This is a genomic window from Paenilisteria riparia FSL S10-1204 (assembly GCF_000525995.1).
GTDB lineage: Bacteria > Bacillota > Bacilli > Lactobacillales > Listeriaceae > Listeria_A > Listeria_A riparia.
In genome coordinates this window covers 170483-186476 of record NZ_AODL01000007.1, presented here as the reverse complement: position 1 = coordinate 186476, position 15994 = coordinate 170483, and the positions used below count along the sequence as shown (strand labels likewise).

Below are 15994 nucleotides of genomic sequence, written 5' to 3'. Positions count from 1 at the left end.
GGAAGATACAGGAATGAGTGAACTACGAATTCTGTTATATGGAGATATTGATTTAAATTTTATGGACGGTTCTGCGGTGTGGCTAACTTCCATCGCGCCAGTGCTAAGTATGAATTCCCATATACAGGTAGACCTACTTTTAAAAGCTAAGGAGCAAAATAATCGCTTAACGAATGCTTTAAAAGGGAAGGCAAACTTGCAATTGATTCAGCCGTTTGAGCGTTTTTCGACCATGAGTTTTAAGCAACCGACACGTTTGAAAGTAGAAGAAGCCGTGTCCATCATGTTGCAGCTACATCAGGAAAATCCGTATCAATTAGTCATTGTTCGTGGGTTTGACCTCGTGCGTGAAATGATGAAGCACGAAGCTTTCCGTCATATCACCGTGCCCTATTTAACAGATTTCAAGCACGATAATCGCTCCACACCAGAAGAACGCGCCGATTTAAAACGCGTCTACGATCACTTTGACCATCTTTTTTTACAAACGAAAGAAACGAAAGAAGCCTTCCAAAAATTGATTGCCGTTGATGGCGAGAAAATCCGCTTGTTGTATCCGATGGTTCCTGAGTCCGACAGCATCCCCAGTTTTAGAAATAAGCATAGCCGATTGATTTACAGCGGTAAGTTCCACGAAGATTGGTACACCGAAGAAATCATTGCCGCAACGAAAAAATTACATGCGATGGATCCACGGATTCATACACAAATTGTGGGCGATAAATTTCAGGAACGTTTGCGAGAACGTGAAGCCCAACTTCGCATTAAAAAAGCATTTAATGAAGAAGCATCGATAGATTGGGTCGGCGCTGTTTCTAGGGAACACTGCCAAGACTTGATTGAAGAAGCCGATATTGGCATTAGCTGGCGTAGCCCTGGATTAGACAATGACGATAGCGTCGAACTATCCAGTAAACTTCTGGAATACGGTCGTCTAGGAAAACCAGCATTAGTTCGAAAAACAAAGATGCATGAAGCCATTTTAGGAGCGGATTATCCATTATTTGTCGATACAGAAGCGGACTTCATTGAGAAGACCGCGCGTGTGTTACAAGACGAAACGCTTTACCGTCAAGCAGCAGAACAAATGTATGAAGCAAGTAAGTACTTTACGTTCCACGCGGCATATCAGCGTTTGAAAGACTTTATCTGGTCATTCCAAAAACAACCCATTAAAATTGTATTTGCCGGTCATGACTTGAAATTTGCCCGTATGTTAATCGAACATTTTGAAGGGCATCCGCATTTTGAAGTACGGACCGATGTGTGGAGTTCGCATGAGAAACACGATGAAAAGCATAGCTTGGCCTGTTCGGCATGGGCAGATGTTGTCTTTTGTGAATGGGGACTCGGAAATGCCGTTTGGTACTCGAATCATAAACAACCGCATCAAGAAATCATCGTACGTATGCATTTCCAAGAGAAAGATTTGAAGTTTCCACGTTTAATGAACCTCGACAATATTCACAAAATCATTGTGATTACACCATATATGCTAGAAGAGTTTCACCGCATCTTCGGGATTCCACGTCATAAGATGGTCTATATTGATAATTTACTGGACGCCGAAAAATTTGATCTTCCGAAACGAGATGGTCAAGCATTTCGTTTAGGGATTTGCGGTATTTTACCAGCGAGAAAACGGGTAGACTTAGCTGTGGATTTACTAGAAGCGATGTGGAAAAAAGACCCGCGCTACACGTTGTCGATTAAGAGTAAGCATCCGAAAGATGTGGCTTGGCTAATGGCTCGTGAGAAAGAACGCGCTTATTATGACGCCGTTTTTGAACGAATTGAGAATGCGCCTTGGAAAGACAATGTTATTTTCGAACCGCATGGGGATGACGTTCATGAATGGATGAGCACGATTGGGTATTTATTATCACCAAGTGATTACGAAGGCTCACACGTGTCGGTTTCCGAAGCGATGGCCAGTGGTTCTGTACCAGTGATTCGTGACTGGAAAGGCGCCGATACCGTTTATCCGGAAAAATATATCGTGCACACGTTAGAAGACGCGATCGCAACAGTGGAACAACACGGATTAACAGAAGCCGAAATGACCGAAAGAAAGCAGTTTGCCAAAACGAAATTTGATAGAAAAAGAATTGTCCGGGAAGTTGCTGTCCTAGTACGAGACAGCCTCACCGCAGCGAAATAAGAAAGGATGATAGAAATTTCCATGGAAAACAAGATAGAACAGGCGCCGATACAACACGTAGCCATTTTTTTCAACAAAGCCTATCTACAAATTAAAGCGATGTCGACAGATCCAAACCAAGAATGGATGTATGCCTTTTATGTGTATAAAACAGGTGAGGTAGATGCGATTGAAAAATCACCCTACAAGAAATTCGACACGCACCAACTAGAAATTACAGCACCAGGTGAGTACCGCGTGAAAGTATTTGCAAAAAACAAAAATACGGGCAAAAGTCATCACACAATCCAGCAAAGCCGTTCAGTATACGATGATTAAGGACTATTGAGCGAAGAGGAGATGAAACATGTTACACGGAAAACATTTAATCAATGGAAGTAAGACACTTGTGCTGGTCTTCCAAAATGCCGCCAAGCCATTAAACGATGCGATACCAGACATATCTAGCGGCAAGGTGACGCAAGAAGAAGTCGCCGAAATGCATGAGCGTTATACGTGGATGAAGTTCGCAGAGCGCGTGCCTAAAGCTGATTATTTCTTCGTGAAGGATCACTTTTCGAGTGTGTATGGCTGGTATTTCATGGATCATGGGACATTCATTCATGAAGCTTTCAACGAAGCACTGACAACATTTATTAAACAACATGGCTACCAACGTGTCATCGCTTTTGGATCAAGTAAAGGCGGGACAGGCGCGCTACTTTACGGTGTCATGAACCCACTCATTACCGATGTCCTTTCGCTCATACCGCAAATACACGTCGGGCGCTTTATTAACCGTTTGTGTCCTGATGAGAAAGCTTTGTTTTACGGGAACACGCCTGGTTTCGAGAAGCAAGTAGATGAATTTCTGTTTGCAGATAAGCTGTACGCGGGCTACAAAAACACGAAGTTGTACGTGTACTCCGGCATTTTCGACATCCAATTCGAGGCATTACTTCGCTACCAAACCTTTTTAACGAAAAAAGGGATTGCGAGTGAGCTGCTTCTAAATCGCAGTGATGAACGACATACACGCCTTGTCAATCAGTACACCACGTTTATCTACGGGGCTTTAGAAGACGTCATTGACCAAAGTGAAAATCGGATGGACCAACAAGCGATTAAGATTGCCCCTTCCGTTCGCGTACTAAAGGAACAATAGATAGGAGATAAGCTATATGAAAATCACAATGGACGATGTCCGATATCAAGATGCCAGCCTAGCGCTTTTTTTCACCGTGACAGGAGCCACCGAACCGTGTGAATTTGCGTATTACGTGTATCAAGATAACCAGCTCATCGAGAAATGTTGGTATGAAGCAGCTAGCAAAAAGAACGAGATTCAATTCCGACCAGTATTTAGCGGTGCTTACAAAATCAGACTTTTTGTTCGCCAAGGAGAAGAAGTCGTGTTCGCGCAAGTTTCCAATGAACTGTATATTGATTGTGTTGCAGAAAAAGAATTAGAAGTTACGTTTCCAGGTGAAAAAATCTTCTTGGATGATGTGCCGGTCAAGTATTTATTCCAGCCAGCGAAGAAGCCTTCGAAGCATTTAATTCTATCGTTTTCAGGGCTTTATTCCACAGAGTTTCGTGGCGGTGCACCCGTGTATAACCACATTCGGACCTTAGAACCAGTGGATGCGAATAAGTTGTTTATTTTAGATTCGTATCAAGAGCAATTTTGTTACTATGTTGGTTTTGGAAGAGAGCATCAATTTGAGCGTAGCGTGGTGAGTTTAATCACGACGATTGCGAATCAATGCCATATTTCTGCTGAAAATATTATTGCGACAGGCTCTAGTAAAGGTGGTGCCGCAGCATTGTACTACAGTTTGAAATATCGTTACGGCAAAGCCATTATCGGCGCTCCGCAAGTGTATATTGCCAATTACTTGAACCAACGTGCGACTTCGGATTCGATGCGGGAACGCTATTATCGGATGCTTGGTGACAATCATGCGCTGGGCAAACAATTTTGGAATCAGCTGATTTTGAACCAAGTAGCCAAAGCCACGCAATTTCCAGCATTACATTTCCATGTAGGAAAAGGCGATTTCCATTATCCGAAACATCTTATGCCACTATTTAAAGAGCTGGATAAACGCGAAGTGACCTATCGTCTGGATTTAGCGGATTACACCGAACACAATCAGACGGGACAATATTTTACCCCATTCTTAGTTGAAACTGTCTCTAACATGATCTAAAAACAAAGGAAGAAGTGAACATAAACGATGCGCGAAACGGTTCAAATTTTAAAAGAGCAGGCACAGCATTTTCGTAAAATTGCGCGGATTGCGAGGTATGACCAACGAGCGGTGTATCAAAGCCATTACTTGGGGATGATTTGGGAAGTGTTAAGCCCGACATTGCAAGTGTTGATATACTATTTCGTGTTCGGGATTCGAATGAACGGAGCAGCGTCGATGGATGCAGGTGTGCCATACATTGTTTGGATGCTTGCTGGCGTTATTCCATGGTTTTTCATCAGTGCCATTATTGTTTCTGGCGCGAACTCGATTTATAGTAATTTGACTATGGTTTCACGGGTGAAGTTCCCGATGAGTATTTTGCCGTCGATTACGATTTTTAAATCACTTTACAGCTACGCGACGATGCTTGTCATATTACTCGGATTTTTACTAGTCAATCATATTTTTCCAACGATTTACTGGACACAATTTTTCTACTACTTCCTATGTATGTGCTTATTCTTGTACGCCGTGTCTTTATTCAATGCCACCGTCACGATTTTATTCCGCGATTACCAGCTGATTATCAGCTCTGCGATGCGACTTTTATTCTTCGTATCCGGCGCCGTGGTCGATGTAACCGCCAATCCAGACTCCCTACTCACTAAAATTTTAAAATTAAATCCGTTTGTGTATATCATTGAAGGCTTTCGCGACAGTTTCTTCTCACGGCAGTGGTTTTTCGAAGAACCGTGGTGGACAGCGTACTTCTGGGGAGCCACATTACTCGTCTTAGGCGTTGGCTCTATTGTACATCTTCGCTTTAAAGATCGCTTTATGGATTATTTATAAGAAAGGACGAGCAAAAATGACAGAACCTATCGTGCGTGTCGCACATGTTTCCAAACAATATAGCATGATTACAAGCCCAGCAAAGCAACTACGATCCTTACTTCGTCCCAACCAATTCAAACCGGCTTTTCTAGCATTACGAGACATTTCATTTACAGTTCAACCAGGTGAAACGGTCGGATTAATCGGACTTAACGGTTCAGGAAAATCAACCATATCCAACATTTTAGCAGGCATTATCCAGCCAAGTCATGGCACCGTCGAAACAAAAGGGGACGTTTCTTTATTAGCCATTGGTGCAGGTTTAAAACCGAACTTGTCTGGCATGGAAAACATTCGTTTGAAATGTATCATGCTTGGCTATTCCAATCAACAAATTGCCAAGATGATTCCCGCGATTACCGAATTTGCCGACTTACACGAATTCATCGATCAACCCATCAAGCGCTATTCCAGCGGTATGAAAGCCCGCCTTGGTTTTGCCATTGCTGTTCAAATCGATCCAGACATCTTGATTATTGACGAAGCCTTATCCGTTGGCGATACCACGTTTTACAAAAAATGTACCGACAAAATCGCCGAGTTTCAAGCTTCAGGAAAAACCATTTTCTTTGTCAGCCACGCACTCCGCCAAGTTCGTGATTTGTGCGATCGCATCATCTGGCTACACTACGGCGAAATCCGCTTAGATGGTCCAGCCGATGAAGTAGGCTTAGAGTACAGCAAATTCGTCCATCATTTCAACAAACTATCCAAAGAAGAAAAGAAAGCATACCAACAAAACCTTAAGAAACGCCAAGCCAACGTAGAACAACTGGACACAGCACATGCGTATAGCGCAAAAAAAGCACATGGCGCTATCCGAAAATCAACCATCCTGTACCTTGCCGTTCTCTGGGTCTTCACTATCTTCAGCGGACTCTTCATGGAATCTGCCACATTTTTGACGAAATTTCATGAATTAATAGCTAGTATTTTTAAAATTGGTAGATGAATAACACACAAAAAGTAAGATAGAAGAGAAGATCCATTAGTCATCGATGATGTTCTTGGCTTCACTTGAAAAATATAAATAGAGTCCCATACCTCAATGCATTTCCTCGTATGTCATCCCCCCAATATGTAAGCGAAAAGTAAACGGCAATGCGTACGGTTTCGGATATACCGTTTTACGCAACGCACAATTTTTTGGATCATGTTAAGTTCTAAACGTATGGCACCCAAAACAAGGAAGCGATTAACCTAAAAAGAAGTTTCAAATACTAGAAACATAAATATAAAAGGAGGCATTTATATGCTACAAACATTTGGAGTTGAAATAGACGAAAATTTTCTGGAAATACTCTTATTTTCCAACAAGTCATTTGATAAATATTCCAAGAAGAAAGTATTACCAGCAAAAACTGTTATTGATGCTAGTGTAACAGAGAATCGTTCATTCATTTATATAGAAAAAGGAGTAACCAAAATTGTGGCAAGCCATAATACAAAAGAAACGACGATATCATTTTCTGGGGATGGAGAATTTATCGGGTTCGCTTCATTACTATCTCGAGGAAGTAGCCAATTTGCGTTAGAAACAATATCGGAGACAACAGCCTACTTTATTGATCCATATTTCGTTTTAAATGTCATCGATGAATCTGGTTGGGGAACCTCGATTTTGCTTAAAATTATTGAAAACTTAACACAATCTGTTAATTATTACGGTCAATTTAACCTTTTACCAGCAAAAGCGAAGGTTGCAGCCGCATTATTGCATTTAGAATCGAAAAATTTGGGTAAAGGAGAAGGACAGTTACCAAAAGAAATTTGTCAACATCACCTTGCAAGTTATTGTCAAATTACACGGGAATATGCAACGACGATTTTATCCAAATTTGAAGAAGATGGGCTTGTCAAATTAACACCAAAACCAATTACGATTTTGGATATTTATGCATTGAAACAAATGGTAGGCTTTGAAGTCGCTGGTTCATTGCATTAAAATATACACAAAAAGGGAATAAAATAGTACAATTGATTATTTATGATAAGCTAAAAGAGAAAATGGAGCAGAAACTTGTATGGAGATTGATAAAAATTATGTGATTTATTGAAATTTGAGTTTTCATATAATTTGTTTTTCTTGAAGTAAGTCACATAAAGAGCGTGAATAACTCTTTTACAACTACCATGAAGCAAAACATAATAAGGTTAGAACAGCTCGCAAATCTTGTTTTTTCGATTAAGACATGATTACTGGAGTGGTTCTAGCCTTTTTTTGTGGGATACATACGCAAATAAAATGAAATATCGATTATTGGGGAAATTGGAAAATCTGGAGGTCATGAAGATGAACTGGGTAGAAAAGAAGCTAGATGCGATTTATAAGGCATTGCAGACGGACGCAGAGACGGGCTTAACGACGGATGCGGCAACGAAGAAGCGAGACGAGGTCGGGACCAACAGATTTGAAGAAGGAAAGAAGGAATCATTACTTTCTAAAATTGGGCATCATTTGCTGGAAATTACGACGATTATTTTGCTTGTCGCTGCGGCGATTTCGCTTTATTTGGCGGTTACGACGGGATACGGTTATCCGAAAGTGATTGTGATTTTGGCGATTGTTGTGCTGAATATGGTGCTTGGGATTTATCAGGAGAACAATGCGGAGAAGGCGCTTGAGGCGTTGCAAAGTATGAATGCGCATATGACGGTGGTGTTTCGTGACGGCGTGAAACAGGAAATTGACGCGACGGAATTGGTTCCGGGAGACATTATTGAGTTGAATGTGGGGGACATGATTCCAGCGGATGCACGCTTGATTGAAAGCCGGAGTTTGCAGGTCGAGGAGTCAGCGCTGACTGGTGAAAGTGTGCCGGTGGAGAAGGATACGGATGCTGTTGTTTCGGAAAAAGCGCCGATTGGTGACCGTTTTAATATGCTATTTTCGGGATGCTTGGTGACGGCTGGTCGTGGACGGGCGGTCGTTGTGGAGACGGGAATGCAGACGGAAATGGGGAAAATCGCTGGCCTGATTAATGAGACGAAGAAAACCGAGACGCCACTGCAAAAACGCTTGAAGGAGCTAGCGAAACGTTTAAGTATTGTCGCGCTAGTTGCTGGTGTACTGGTATTCGGGATTGGGCTATGGCACGGTGAAACGATGATTGAAATGCTGATGATCGCGGTTTCTCTTGCGGTTGCGGCGGTTCCGGAAACGTTGCCGGTTATTGTGACGATAACGCTTGCTTATGGCGTGCAAAACATGGTGAAGAAAAACACGATTATTAGACGGATTCCAGCGGTTGAAACGATTGGGAACACGTCGGTTATTTGTTCGGATAAGACGGGGACGTTGACGCAGAATAAGATGCGGATTCAGCAAATTTGGTCGGTGGACGGGACGCCTACGAAAGTGGAAGAGACGTTTAATGAGACGGAAAATCAGCTTTTGGAAATGTTGAGCTTGTCGAATAACGCGACGATTGAGGTGCGTGACGGTGAGGAGAGGATTATTGGGGACCCGACGGAGTCTTCGATTATCCGATTGCTAAATGAGAAAGGCTTGACGAAAAAGGATTTGGAAGCGAAATCGCCACGGGTTTTTGAATTGCCTTTTGATTCGGAGCGTAAGTTGATGACGACGATTCATGAAGTGGAAAATGGCTTTTTGGCTATTACAAAAGGAGCTTTTGATAGGATACCGGTTGCTTTTACGGAGGAACTTTTGCAACAGGCACGGGAGGTTCATGATCGGTTTGCCGAGAAGGCGTTGCGTGTGATTGCGGTTGCTTATAAGCGGTATACGGAAATGCCGACGGACCTTAGCGCCGAAGCGTTGGAGCATGATTTAGCGTTTGCGGGGATGGTCGGTATGATTGATCCGCCGCGTCCTGAGAGTAAACGGGCGGTTTTGGCGGCCAGACAAGCGGGAATAAAGACTGTAATGATTACCGGCGACCATATTGTGACGGCTTCTGCGATTGCACGGGAAATCGGTATTTTGGAAGAAGGTGACAAGTCGATTACGGGTGCGGAGCTTGCCGAGTTGTCACAGACAGACTTAGAGCGCACGGTGCGTCATTATGCGGTGTATGCGCGCGTTAGCCCGGAGGACAAAATTCGGATTGTACAAGCGTGGCAGAAGAACGGCGAAGTGGTGACGATGACGGGGGATGGCGTGAACGATGCGCCGGCTTTGAAAGCAGCAGATGTTGGGGCCGCGATGGGAATCACCGGGACGGACGTTTCGAAAAATGCTGCGGACATGGTCATTACGGATGATAATTTTGCAACGATTGTCGATGCGGTGTCAGAAGGTCGGACGGCGTATGAGAATATTCGCAAAACGATTTACTTCTTGCTCAGCACGAACTTTTCACAAATTTTCATTATGTTCATTGCGATTTTATTAGGATGGGGTGCGCCGGTTGTTGCCGTGCAGTTATTGCTTATTAACGTTGTTGCTGATGGGATTCCTGGTTTTTGCCTCAGTCGTGAAAAAGCGGATGCTAACGTGATGGAACGCCCGCCGATGAAGAAAAACAGTGGTATTTTTGCCAATGGTTTAGGTGCAAAAGTGGCGACGCAAGCCGTTGTGTTCACAGTTGTTACCTTGGTCGGTTTTTATATTGGGAAATTCGTAGACATTAATGCAACGGTTGGTGCGAGTGCGGAAGTGGGTATGACGATGGCGTTTGTTATCTTAGCTTGGTCGTCTGTATCGCATATTTTCAACGTTCGTAGCGACGAGTCGATTTTCAAAATTGGCTTTTTATCAAACAAACCGTTATTCTTTAGCGCGATGCTATCGATGGTCATTATTTTGCTGATGGTAATCATACCGCCAGTTGCTAGCACTTTCTATCTTGTACCGCTAAGCTTAACGCACTGGTTGCTAGCCTTTCTTTTATCAGTATTCCCATTGGTTTTTGTAGAAATTCAAAAAGCAGTAAAAAACAAAAAAGGAGACGGTAAAAATGCGTAAAGATAAACAAAAAGTAATTTTAATTGGTGCTGGAGATGTTGGGGCAAGTTATGCGTTCGCATTGACATCGCAAAATATTGCTCGGGAAATCGGGATTATTGACTTAAATGTCGGTAAAAAAACGGGAGATGCATTGGATTTATCGCACGGTTTGGCGTATACATCACCAAAACAAATCTATGTTGCAGATTATAAAGATTGCTCCGATGCCGATCTTGTTGTCATCACAGCTGGGGCATCACAAGCTCCTGGTGAAACACGACTTGATCTCATCGATAAAAATTTAAAAATAACGAAAAGCATTGTGAACAGCGTCATGTCTAGCGGTTTCGATGGCATTTTTCTCGTTGCGACCAATCCTGTCGACGTCTTAACGTACGCCGTCTGGAAATATTCTGGCTTACCGAAAGAACGCGTCATCGGTTCAGGAACTTCTTTGGACAGCGCGCGTTTCCAACAAGCTTTAGCAGAATTAGTAGGTGTTGATGCGCGTGATGTGCAAGCCTACACACTTGGTGAACACGGCGACAGCCAATTCCCAGTCTGGTCCCATGCCAATATCGGTGGCTTACAAATTAAAGAATGGATGAAAGACCATCCTGAAATCACCGATGCTGTTCTGGATGAATTATTCTACAAAGTTCGCGATGCGGCGTACGAAATCATCGAACATAAAGGCTCGACTTATTACGGCATTGCCATTTCACTGGCTCGCATCACAAAAGCCATTTTCAACGACGAAGACGCGATTTTGCCACTTTCGGTTTATTTAGAAGGTCAATACGGCCATTCCGACATTTACATTGGCTCAACTGCAGTCATTAACCGCGAAGGTATCAAGTTTATTATCGAAATGCCGCTCAATGAAAAAGAGCAAGCCGATATGGACAATTCGGTATCAGAAATCAAAGGCATGATGAAGGATTTCTTCTAAAATCGTAAAAAACAGGAGGGATCACCATCATGGAGGCCAAATCGCCAATAACCAAAAAACATGATGTACAGAAGCAAAAACGGTTTTTGATCCACTTTTTGTATATTGCTAGCATTGTCTGTATCATTTTCTTAGCGCTAAAATATGTTTTGCCACTCTTATATCCCTTTTTGATAGGATTCGCACTTGCTTGGATGTGCATGCCGCTTACACGATTGCTAGCCCGTAAGACAGGATGGAGAAATCGCAAGGCGTGGGGGTTGATGGTTATGTTAATCTTTTACGCCATCGTGAGCACGCTCCTAATATTTGGCATATTGGAATTATTTCATTTATTGGGAAGCTCTGTTGGTAAGATTCCAGGCTATTACCAAAATGATATTCTGCCAGCATTACAACAGATTGAAGATTGGGGTGCTGAATGGATTCATAACGTGGCGCCAGAACTTGCCGATCAATACATGAATGTCTTTCACGCAATTATTGCAAAAGCAGGTACATTTATGATCTCGTTATCAGGAAGTATCGCGAGCTGGATTGCCAATGTGACCTTGTCTTTGCCGAGCATGTTCATTTTCTTCTCGTTTAGCATGTTGTTTTCTTTTTTTTATCGTTTGGGATTTCGATAAAGTGGGCGCGTTTATACGTCGTCAATTGCCAGAGCGTGTTAACCGGGTAGCTCATGATGTTCACCAGCATTTCAAAACAACGACGGTCGAATATATCAAAGCCTACCTTATCATCGCGGGAATTACATGTGTTGAGCTATTTATCGGCTTGACGATTCTAGGTGTTCCTAACGCGATTTGGATTGCCTTAGGAATTTCAGTTTTCGATATGTTACCGGTATTTGGAACTGGCGGAATCATGATTCCATGGGTGCTACTTACATTTATCAACGGAGATTTCAGTTTTGCAATCGAATTACTGATTTTATACACAGTCATCACCATTATCCGTAATTTTATTGAGCCAAAAATTCTCGGCACAAAACTTGGCCTAAACCCAGTAGTGGCTTTATTTACAATGTATGTTGGCCTGCAACTATTCGGCATTATCGGCCTAATTTTAGCACCAATTGTCACCGTTATCGTCAAGGATTTTCACGACGCAGGCCGTTTCAAGTTATGGAAATATGAATAGTATTATGCCGCATTCTAATCGTTAGGGTGCGGTGTATTTTGCAGGTGAAAGAGGACAAAACATGCACTTCCATGTATAATAAGGGAACATAATGAAGAAAAGGGAGCGATTTTATGCAGAAATTAATACAGTTTATCGTTATTGTTGTGCTTTTTGCGCTGGTAGGCTATTTCTTATACACTTGGTCTGGAGTTATTTTAACAGTGGTGACAATCGTAGCAGAAATTATGACGCTTGTTGTGGTCGTACGATTACTTCTTTGGGACCAGCGCAATACCACTTCAAAAATCGCATGGGTCGCCGCGGTGCTTGTGTTACCAGTTTTAGGTGTTGTTTTATATTTATTCTTTGGTAGAAACCCACAAAATCGTATTTTCACAGCAAATCAAATCAAAGAAAAGGAAAAATTGATTGATGCCGTACATAATTTACCAATCAATCAATCGGACAAGGAAGTACCCGAACTATCAAAAAGCTTGTACGCGCTCACGGATATTCGTCCTGTGAACGGTAATAAAGTCACGCTTTTAACAAACGGTTCAGAGACATTTCCTTCCATTTTGGCGGCGTTACGAGAAGCGCAAGATCATATTCATATTCAATATTATATTTATCGTCAAGATGCTATTTCTACAGAAATCCGCGATATTTTAATTGAAAAAGCCAAGGCTGGAGTAACCGTGCGTTTTATGTACGATGGCATGGGCTCGGCACATTTGAAGCCAGAGTTTTTAGAGCCATTAAAACAAGCTGGAGCTACAATTCATGCGTATGACCCGGTTCGTTCTATCTGGATTGCTCGTACCGCGAATTTACGAAATCACCGCAAAATGGTCGTCATTGATGGCCAAATTGGTTTTACAGGTGGTTTGAATGTTGGGGAAGAGTATCGTAGTAACACGCCAGATTTCGAGGTGTGGCGCGATACGCATGTGAAAATCGAAGGCCCTGGTATTATCGAGTTGCAAGAATCGTTTCTAACGGATTGGGTGTACATGGAGAATCGGGCTGGTGCGGCGGATGAATATATTAGTGAAGCCGGCATTGCGCGTTATTTGAATCCGAAACCAGCGGAAAAAGCCGATGATTGGGTGCAAATCGTTTATGGCGGCCCGTATGACAAAGAGAAGTGGGTTCGTGATGCGATGCTTGATTTGATGGATTCTGCGAAGAAATCAGTCTGGATTGCTAGTCCTTATTTTGTCCCCGATGAAGAATCGCTCGCTGTTATTCGCCGCGTATCGATGAGTGGTATTGATGTACGGGTGATTATTCCTGGTAAAGCCGACCGCGGTGTTTCTTTCAACGGTAGCAATGCTTACATCGAAACCATGATTGATGCCGGTGCAAAAATGTATTCGTACCGCGATGATTCGTTTATTCATGCGAAGCTGATGCTTATCGATGGAGAGCGCGCAGCAGTTGGAACGGCGAATTTTGATATTCGGAGCTTCCGATTAAACCATGAGTTGATGGTATTCTTGTATAACCGAAGTGACGCGATTGTGAAAATGGAACGCGATTTCAATGCCGATTTCTTGGAAAGTCATCTGTATACAAAAGCAGAAATGACTTCGAAATCAAGAACAAAGCGGATGCGCGAGACGTTAGCGAATTTATTATCACCAATTTTATAAGCGAGAAATGCCAACTGGTGTCTAGTGAACTGGTTGGTATTTTTTGATGTTGCGTAAGATAGTTTAAAAAAACAGGTGACGTGTGAGACATAAATATGGTATAATTCACACGATATCTATTTGTTACAACTATGAATAATCGTGATTTAATTATTCAGACTACTCAATGTGTATTATCTAACATCAGAATGCTATTTGGCTCAGGTATAGGCATAAAAGACGAATTAAGAGGGGAATTAAAATGACAACACAAGTGAAGAAATTAACATTAATTGGGCTAATACTGATGATTTTTACATCGGTTTTCGGGTTTGCCAACAGTCCGTCCGCGTTTTATTTAATGGGATATGGAGCGATTCCGTGGTATATCTTATCTGCCATCTGTTTCTTCATTCCATACGCGCTCATGATGGCTGAGTTTGGTTCGACATACAAGAAAGAACAAGGGGGCATTTTTTCTTGGATGAACGATAGCGTAGGACCGCGTTTTGCTTTTATCGGCACGTTTATGTGGTTTGCATCTTACGTTATTTGGATGGTAAGTACATCTTCGAAAGTTTGGATTCCACTATCGACCTTTATTTTTGGTGGGGATAAAACGCAGGAATGGCGCTTATTTTCACTGACACCGACGCAAACGGTAGGTATTCTAGCGATTCTTTGGATTATCGTGATTACTTTCTTTGCATCGCGTGGTTTGAAACAGATTTCGAAAGTGACAGCAGTTGGAGGTATTGCAGTAACAGGCTTGAATGTGGTTTTGTTACTTGTGAGCTTACTTATTTTAGCGCTAAACGGCGGGGAATTTGCACAGCCAATTACGGGTTGGACATCGTTTGTTGAATCGCCAAATCCATCGTATGTGACACCACTTGCGACGCTTTCTTTTGTCGTGTTTGCGATTTTTGCATACGGTGGGATTGAAGCTGTCGGTGGTTTAGTTGACCAAACGAAAAATCCTGAGAAGAACTTTCCAAAAGGAGTTATTATTTCAGCGATTATCATCTCGGTTGGCTACGCGCTTGGGATTTTCCTTTGGGGCGTAAGTGCAAACTGGCTACAAGTGCTTAGCGGCAAAACAACGAACTTAGGGAATATTACGTACGTTTTGATGTACAATCTTGGATTTGAATTAGGTAACGCATTCCATATGAGTGTTGCAGCGGCCGGCCAAATGGGTACATGGTTTGCTCGTATTACTGGTTTATCGATGTTCCTAGCGTACACAGGTGCTTTCTTCACATTGATTTATTCACCGCTTAAAACATTGATTCAAGGAACTCCAGCAGAAGTTTGGCCGAAGAAAATGACACGAATGAACAAAGCAAACATGCCAGAATTTGCGATGTGGATGCAATGTTTAGCCGTTGTCGTTATTATTTTACTCGCATCATTTGGCGGCGATAATGCCTCTGCTTTCTATAACAAATTAACATTGATGGCGAACGTTTCAATGACACTACCTTATCTTTTCCTAGCATTCGCGTTCCCATTCTTTAAAGCAAAAGAAGGTCTAACACGCGAGTTCGTCATTTACAAAAAGAAATGGCAAACATATCTTGGAACAGGTGTCGTGCTTATCGTTGTTGGATTTGCAAACATCTTTACAATCATCAACCCGGCAATTAAAGGCGATTACAGTAGTACCATCTGGATGATCGCTGGACCAGTCGTGTTCGCATTGATTGCTTTTGTCTTGTATGAAATTTATTTAGACAGAATGAAAAAGAAATAGATGAAATTTAGAGTATGGTGTTTTTGCTGCCATACTCTTATTTTGGAAAATATTTATTTTTTGCTTGGCGAGATGAGTTATAATTTGTTATAATCAAGGAGGAAGATAGATAAAAAAAGAAATCGAAAGAAGGTGCTATTCATATGCAATCGCGGGATGATGCATTAAAAGATGGCCAAAAGGATACGACGTGGAGTGACTGTGCCGAAGCTTTTCAAATTATTATTGATCGGATGCGGCAACAAACGGAAGATCAGCAGGAACGCTTACAACAAACCATCGATATGTTTAAAGAAAGGCAACGAGAATTGCAGAAACAAATCGATGCTAATAAATAGACAAGAAGAAGGCTGGGCATGTTGCTCGGTCTTTTTTTTATTATT

At 42.2% G+C, this 15994-nt stretch carries 14 protein-coding genes; all 14 read left to right on the top strand.

What is annotated here, in order from left to right; translation table 11 throughout:
- Window positions 1-13 precede the first annotated feature (13 nt).
- The 14 genes from PRIP_RS05710 (at window position 14) to PRIP_RS05645 (ending at window position 15949) form a co-directional block, all read left to right on the top strand.
- Window positions 14-2161 carry a glycosyltransferase gene (locus PRIP_RS05710; protein ID WP_036100053.1) on the top strand — a complete coding sequence of 716 codons (2148 nt, stop codon included), beginning with the start codon at window positions 14-16 and terminating at the stop codon, window positions 2159-2161.
- 21 nt (window positions 2162-2182) lie between these two features.
- A complete protein-coding gene (locus PRIP_RS05705; RefSeq protein WP_036100052.1) occupies window positions 2183-2479 on the top strand; it encodes a hypothetical protein in 297 nt (98 codons plus the stop codon).
- 28 nt (window positions 2480-2507) lie between these two features.
- Window positions 2508-3305, top strand: a complete 798-nt coding sequence (locus tag PRIP_RS05700) for a hypothetical protein (protein ID WP_036100051.1) — start codon at window positions 2508-2510, stop codon at window positions 3303-3305.
- A 16-nt stretch (window positions 3306-3321) separates the two neighbouring features.
- On the top strand, window positions 3322-4353 hold the full coding sequence (locus tag PRIP_RS16175) for a hypothetical protein (protein ID WP_052008742.1): 1032 nt from the start codon (window positions 3322-3324) through the stop codon (window positions 4351-4353).
- 27 nt (window positions 4354-4380) lie between these two features.
- Window positions 4381-5190 (top strand): ABC transporter permease, encoded by an 810-nt coding sequence (locus PRIP_RS05690; protein ID WP_036100048.1) that lies wholly within the window; start codon window positions 4381-4383, stop codon window positions 5188-5190.
- Window positions 5191-5206: 16 nt separating this feature from the next.
- Complete coding sequence (locus PRIP_RS05685; protein ID WP_077912939.1) at window positions 5207-6184, top strand: ABC transporter ATP-binding protein; 978 nt, start codon at window positions 5207-5209, stop codon at window positions 6182-6184.
- 300 nt (window positions 6185-6484) lie between these two features.
- On the top strand, window positions 6485-7177 hold the full coding sequence (locus tag PRIP_RS05680) for a Crp/Fnr family transcriptional regulator (RefSeq protein WP_036100046.1): 693 nt from the start codon (window positions 6485-6487) through the stop codon (window positions 7175-7177).
- 348 nt (window positions 7178-7525) lie between these two features.
- A complete protein-coding gene (locus PRIP_RS05675; RefSeq protein ID WP_036100045.1) occupies window positions 7526-10162 on the top strand; it encodes a cation-translocating P-type ATPase in 2637 nt (878 codons plus the stop codon).
- Window positions 10155-11096 carry an L-lactate dehydrogenase gene (locus PRIP_RS05670; RefSeq protein ID WP_036100043.1) on the top strand — a complete coding sequence of 314 codons (942 nt, stop codon included), beginning with the start codon at window positions 10155-10157 and terminating at the stop codon, window positions 11094-11096. The genes PRIP_RS05675 and PRIP_RS05670 overlap by 8 nt, the downstream gene beginning before the upstream one ends.
- A 29-nt stretch (window positions 11097-11125) precedes the next feature.
- Window positions 11126-11725, top strand: coding sequence for an AI-2E family transporter (locus PRIP_RS05665; protein ID WP_036100041.1), 600 nt, complete (start codon window positions 11126-11128; stop codon window positions 11723-11725).
- A gap of 1 nt (window position 11726) precedes the next feature.
- Window positions 11727-12239: an AI-2E family transporter gene (locus PRIP_RS05660; RefSeq protein ID WP_036100040.1), complete on the top strand. Its 513-nt coding sequence runs from the start codon at window positions 11727-11729 to the stop codon at window positions 12237-12239.
- Between the two features lie 113 nt (window positions 12240-12352).
- Entirely contained in the window at window positions 12353-13876 is a 1524-nt protein-coding gene (gene cls / locus PRIP_RS05655; protein WP_036100039.1) for a cardiolipin synthase, read from the top strand.
- 241 nt (window positions 13877-14117) lie between these two features.
- The gene (yjeM, locus tag PRIP_RS05650; protein ID WP_036100038.1) at window positions 14118-15611 is read left to right on the top strand and encodes a glutamate/gamma-aminobutyrate family transporter YjeM; all 1494 of its coding nucleotides are present in this window, start codon (window positions 14118-14120) and stop codon (window positions 15609-15611) included.
- Between the two features lie 143 nt (window positions 15612-15754).
- Window positions 15755-15949, top strand: a complete 195-nt coding sequence (locus PRIP_RS05645) for a hypothetical protein (RefSeq protein WP_036100036.1) — start codon at window positions 15755-15757, stop codon at window positions 15947-15949.
- Window positions 15950-15994 lie beyond the last annotated feature (45 nt).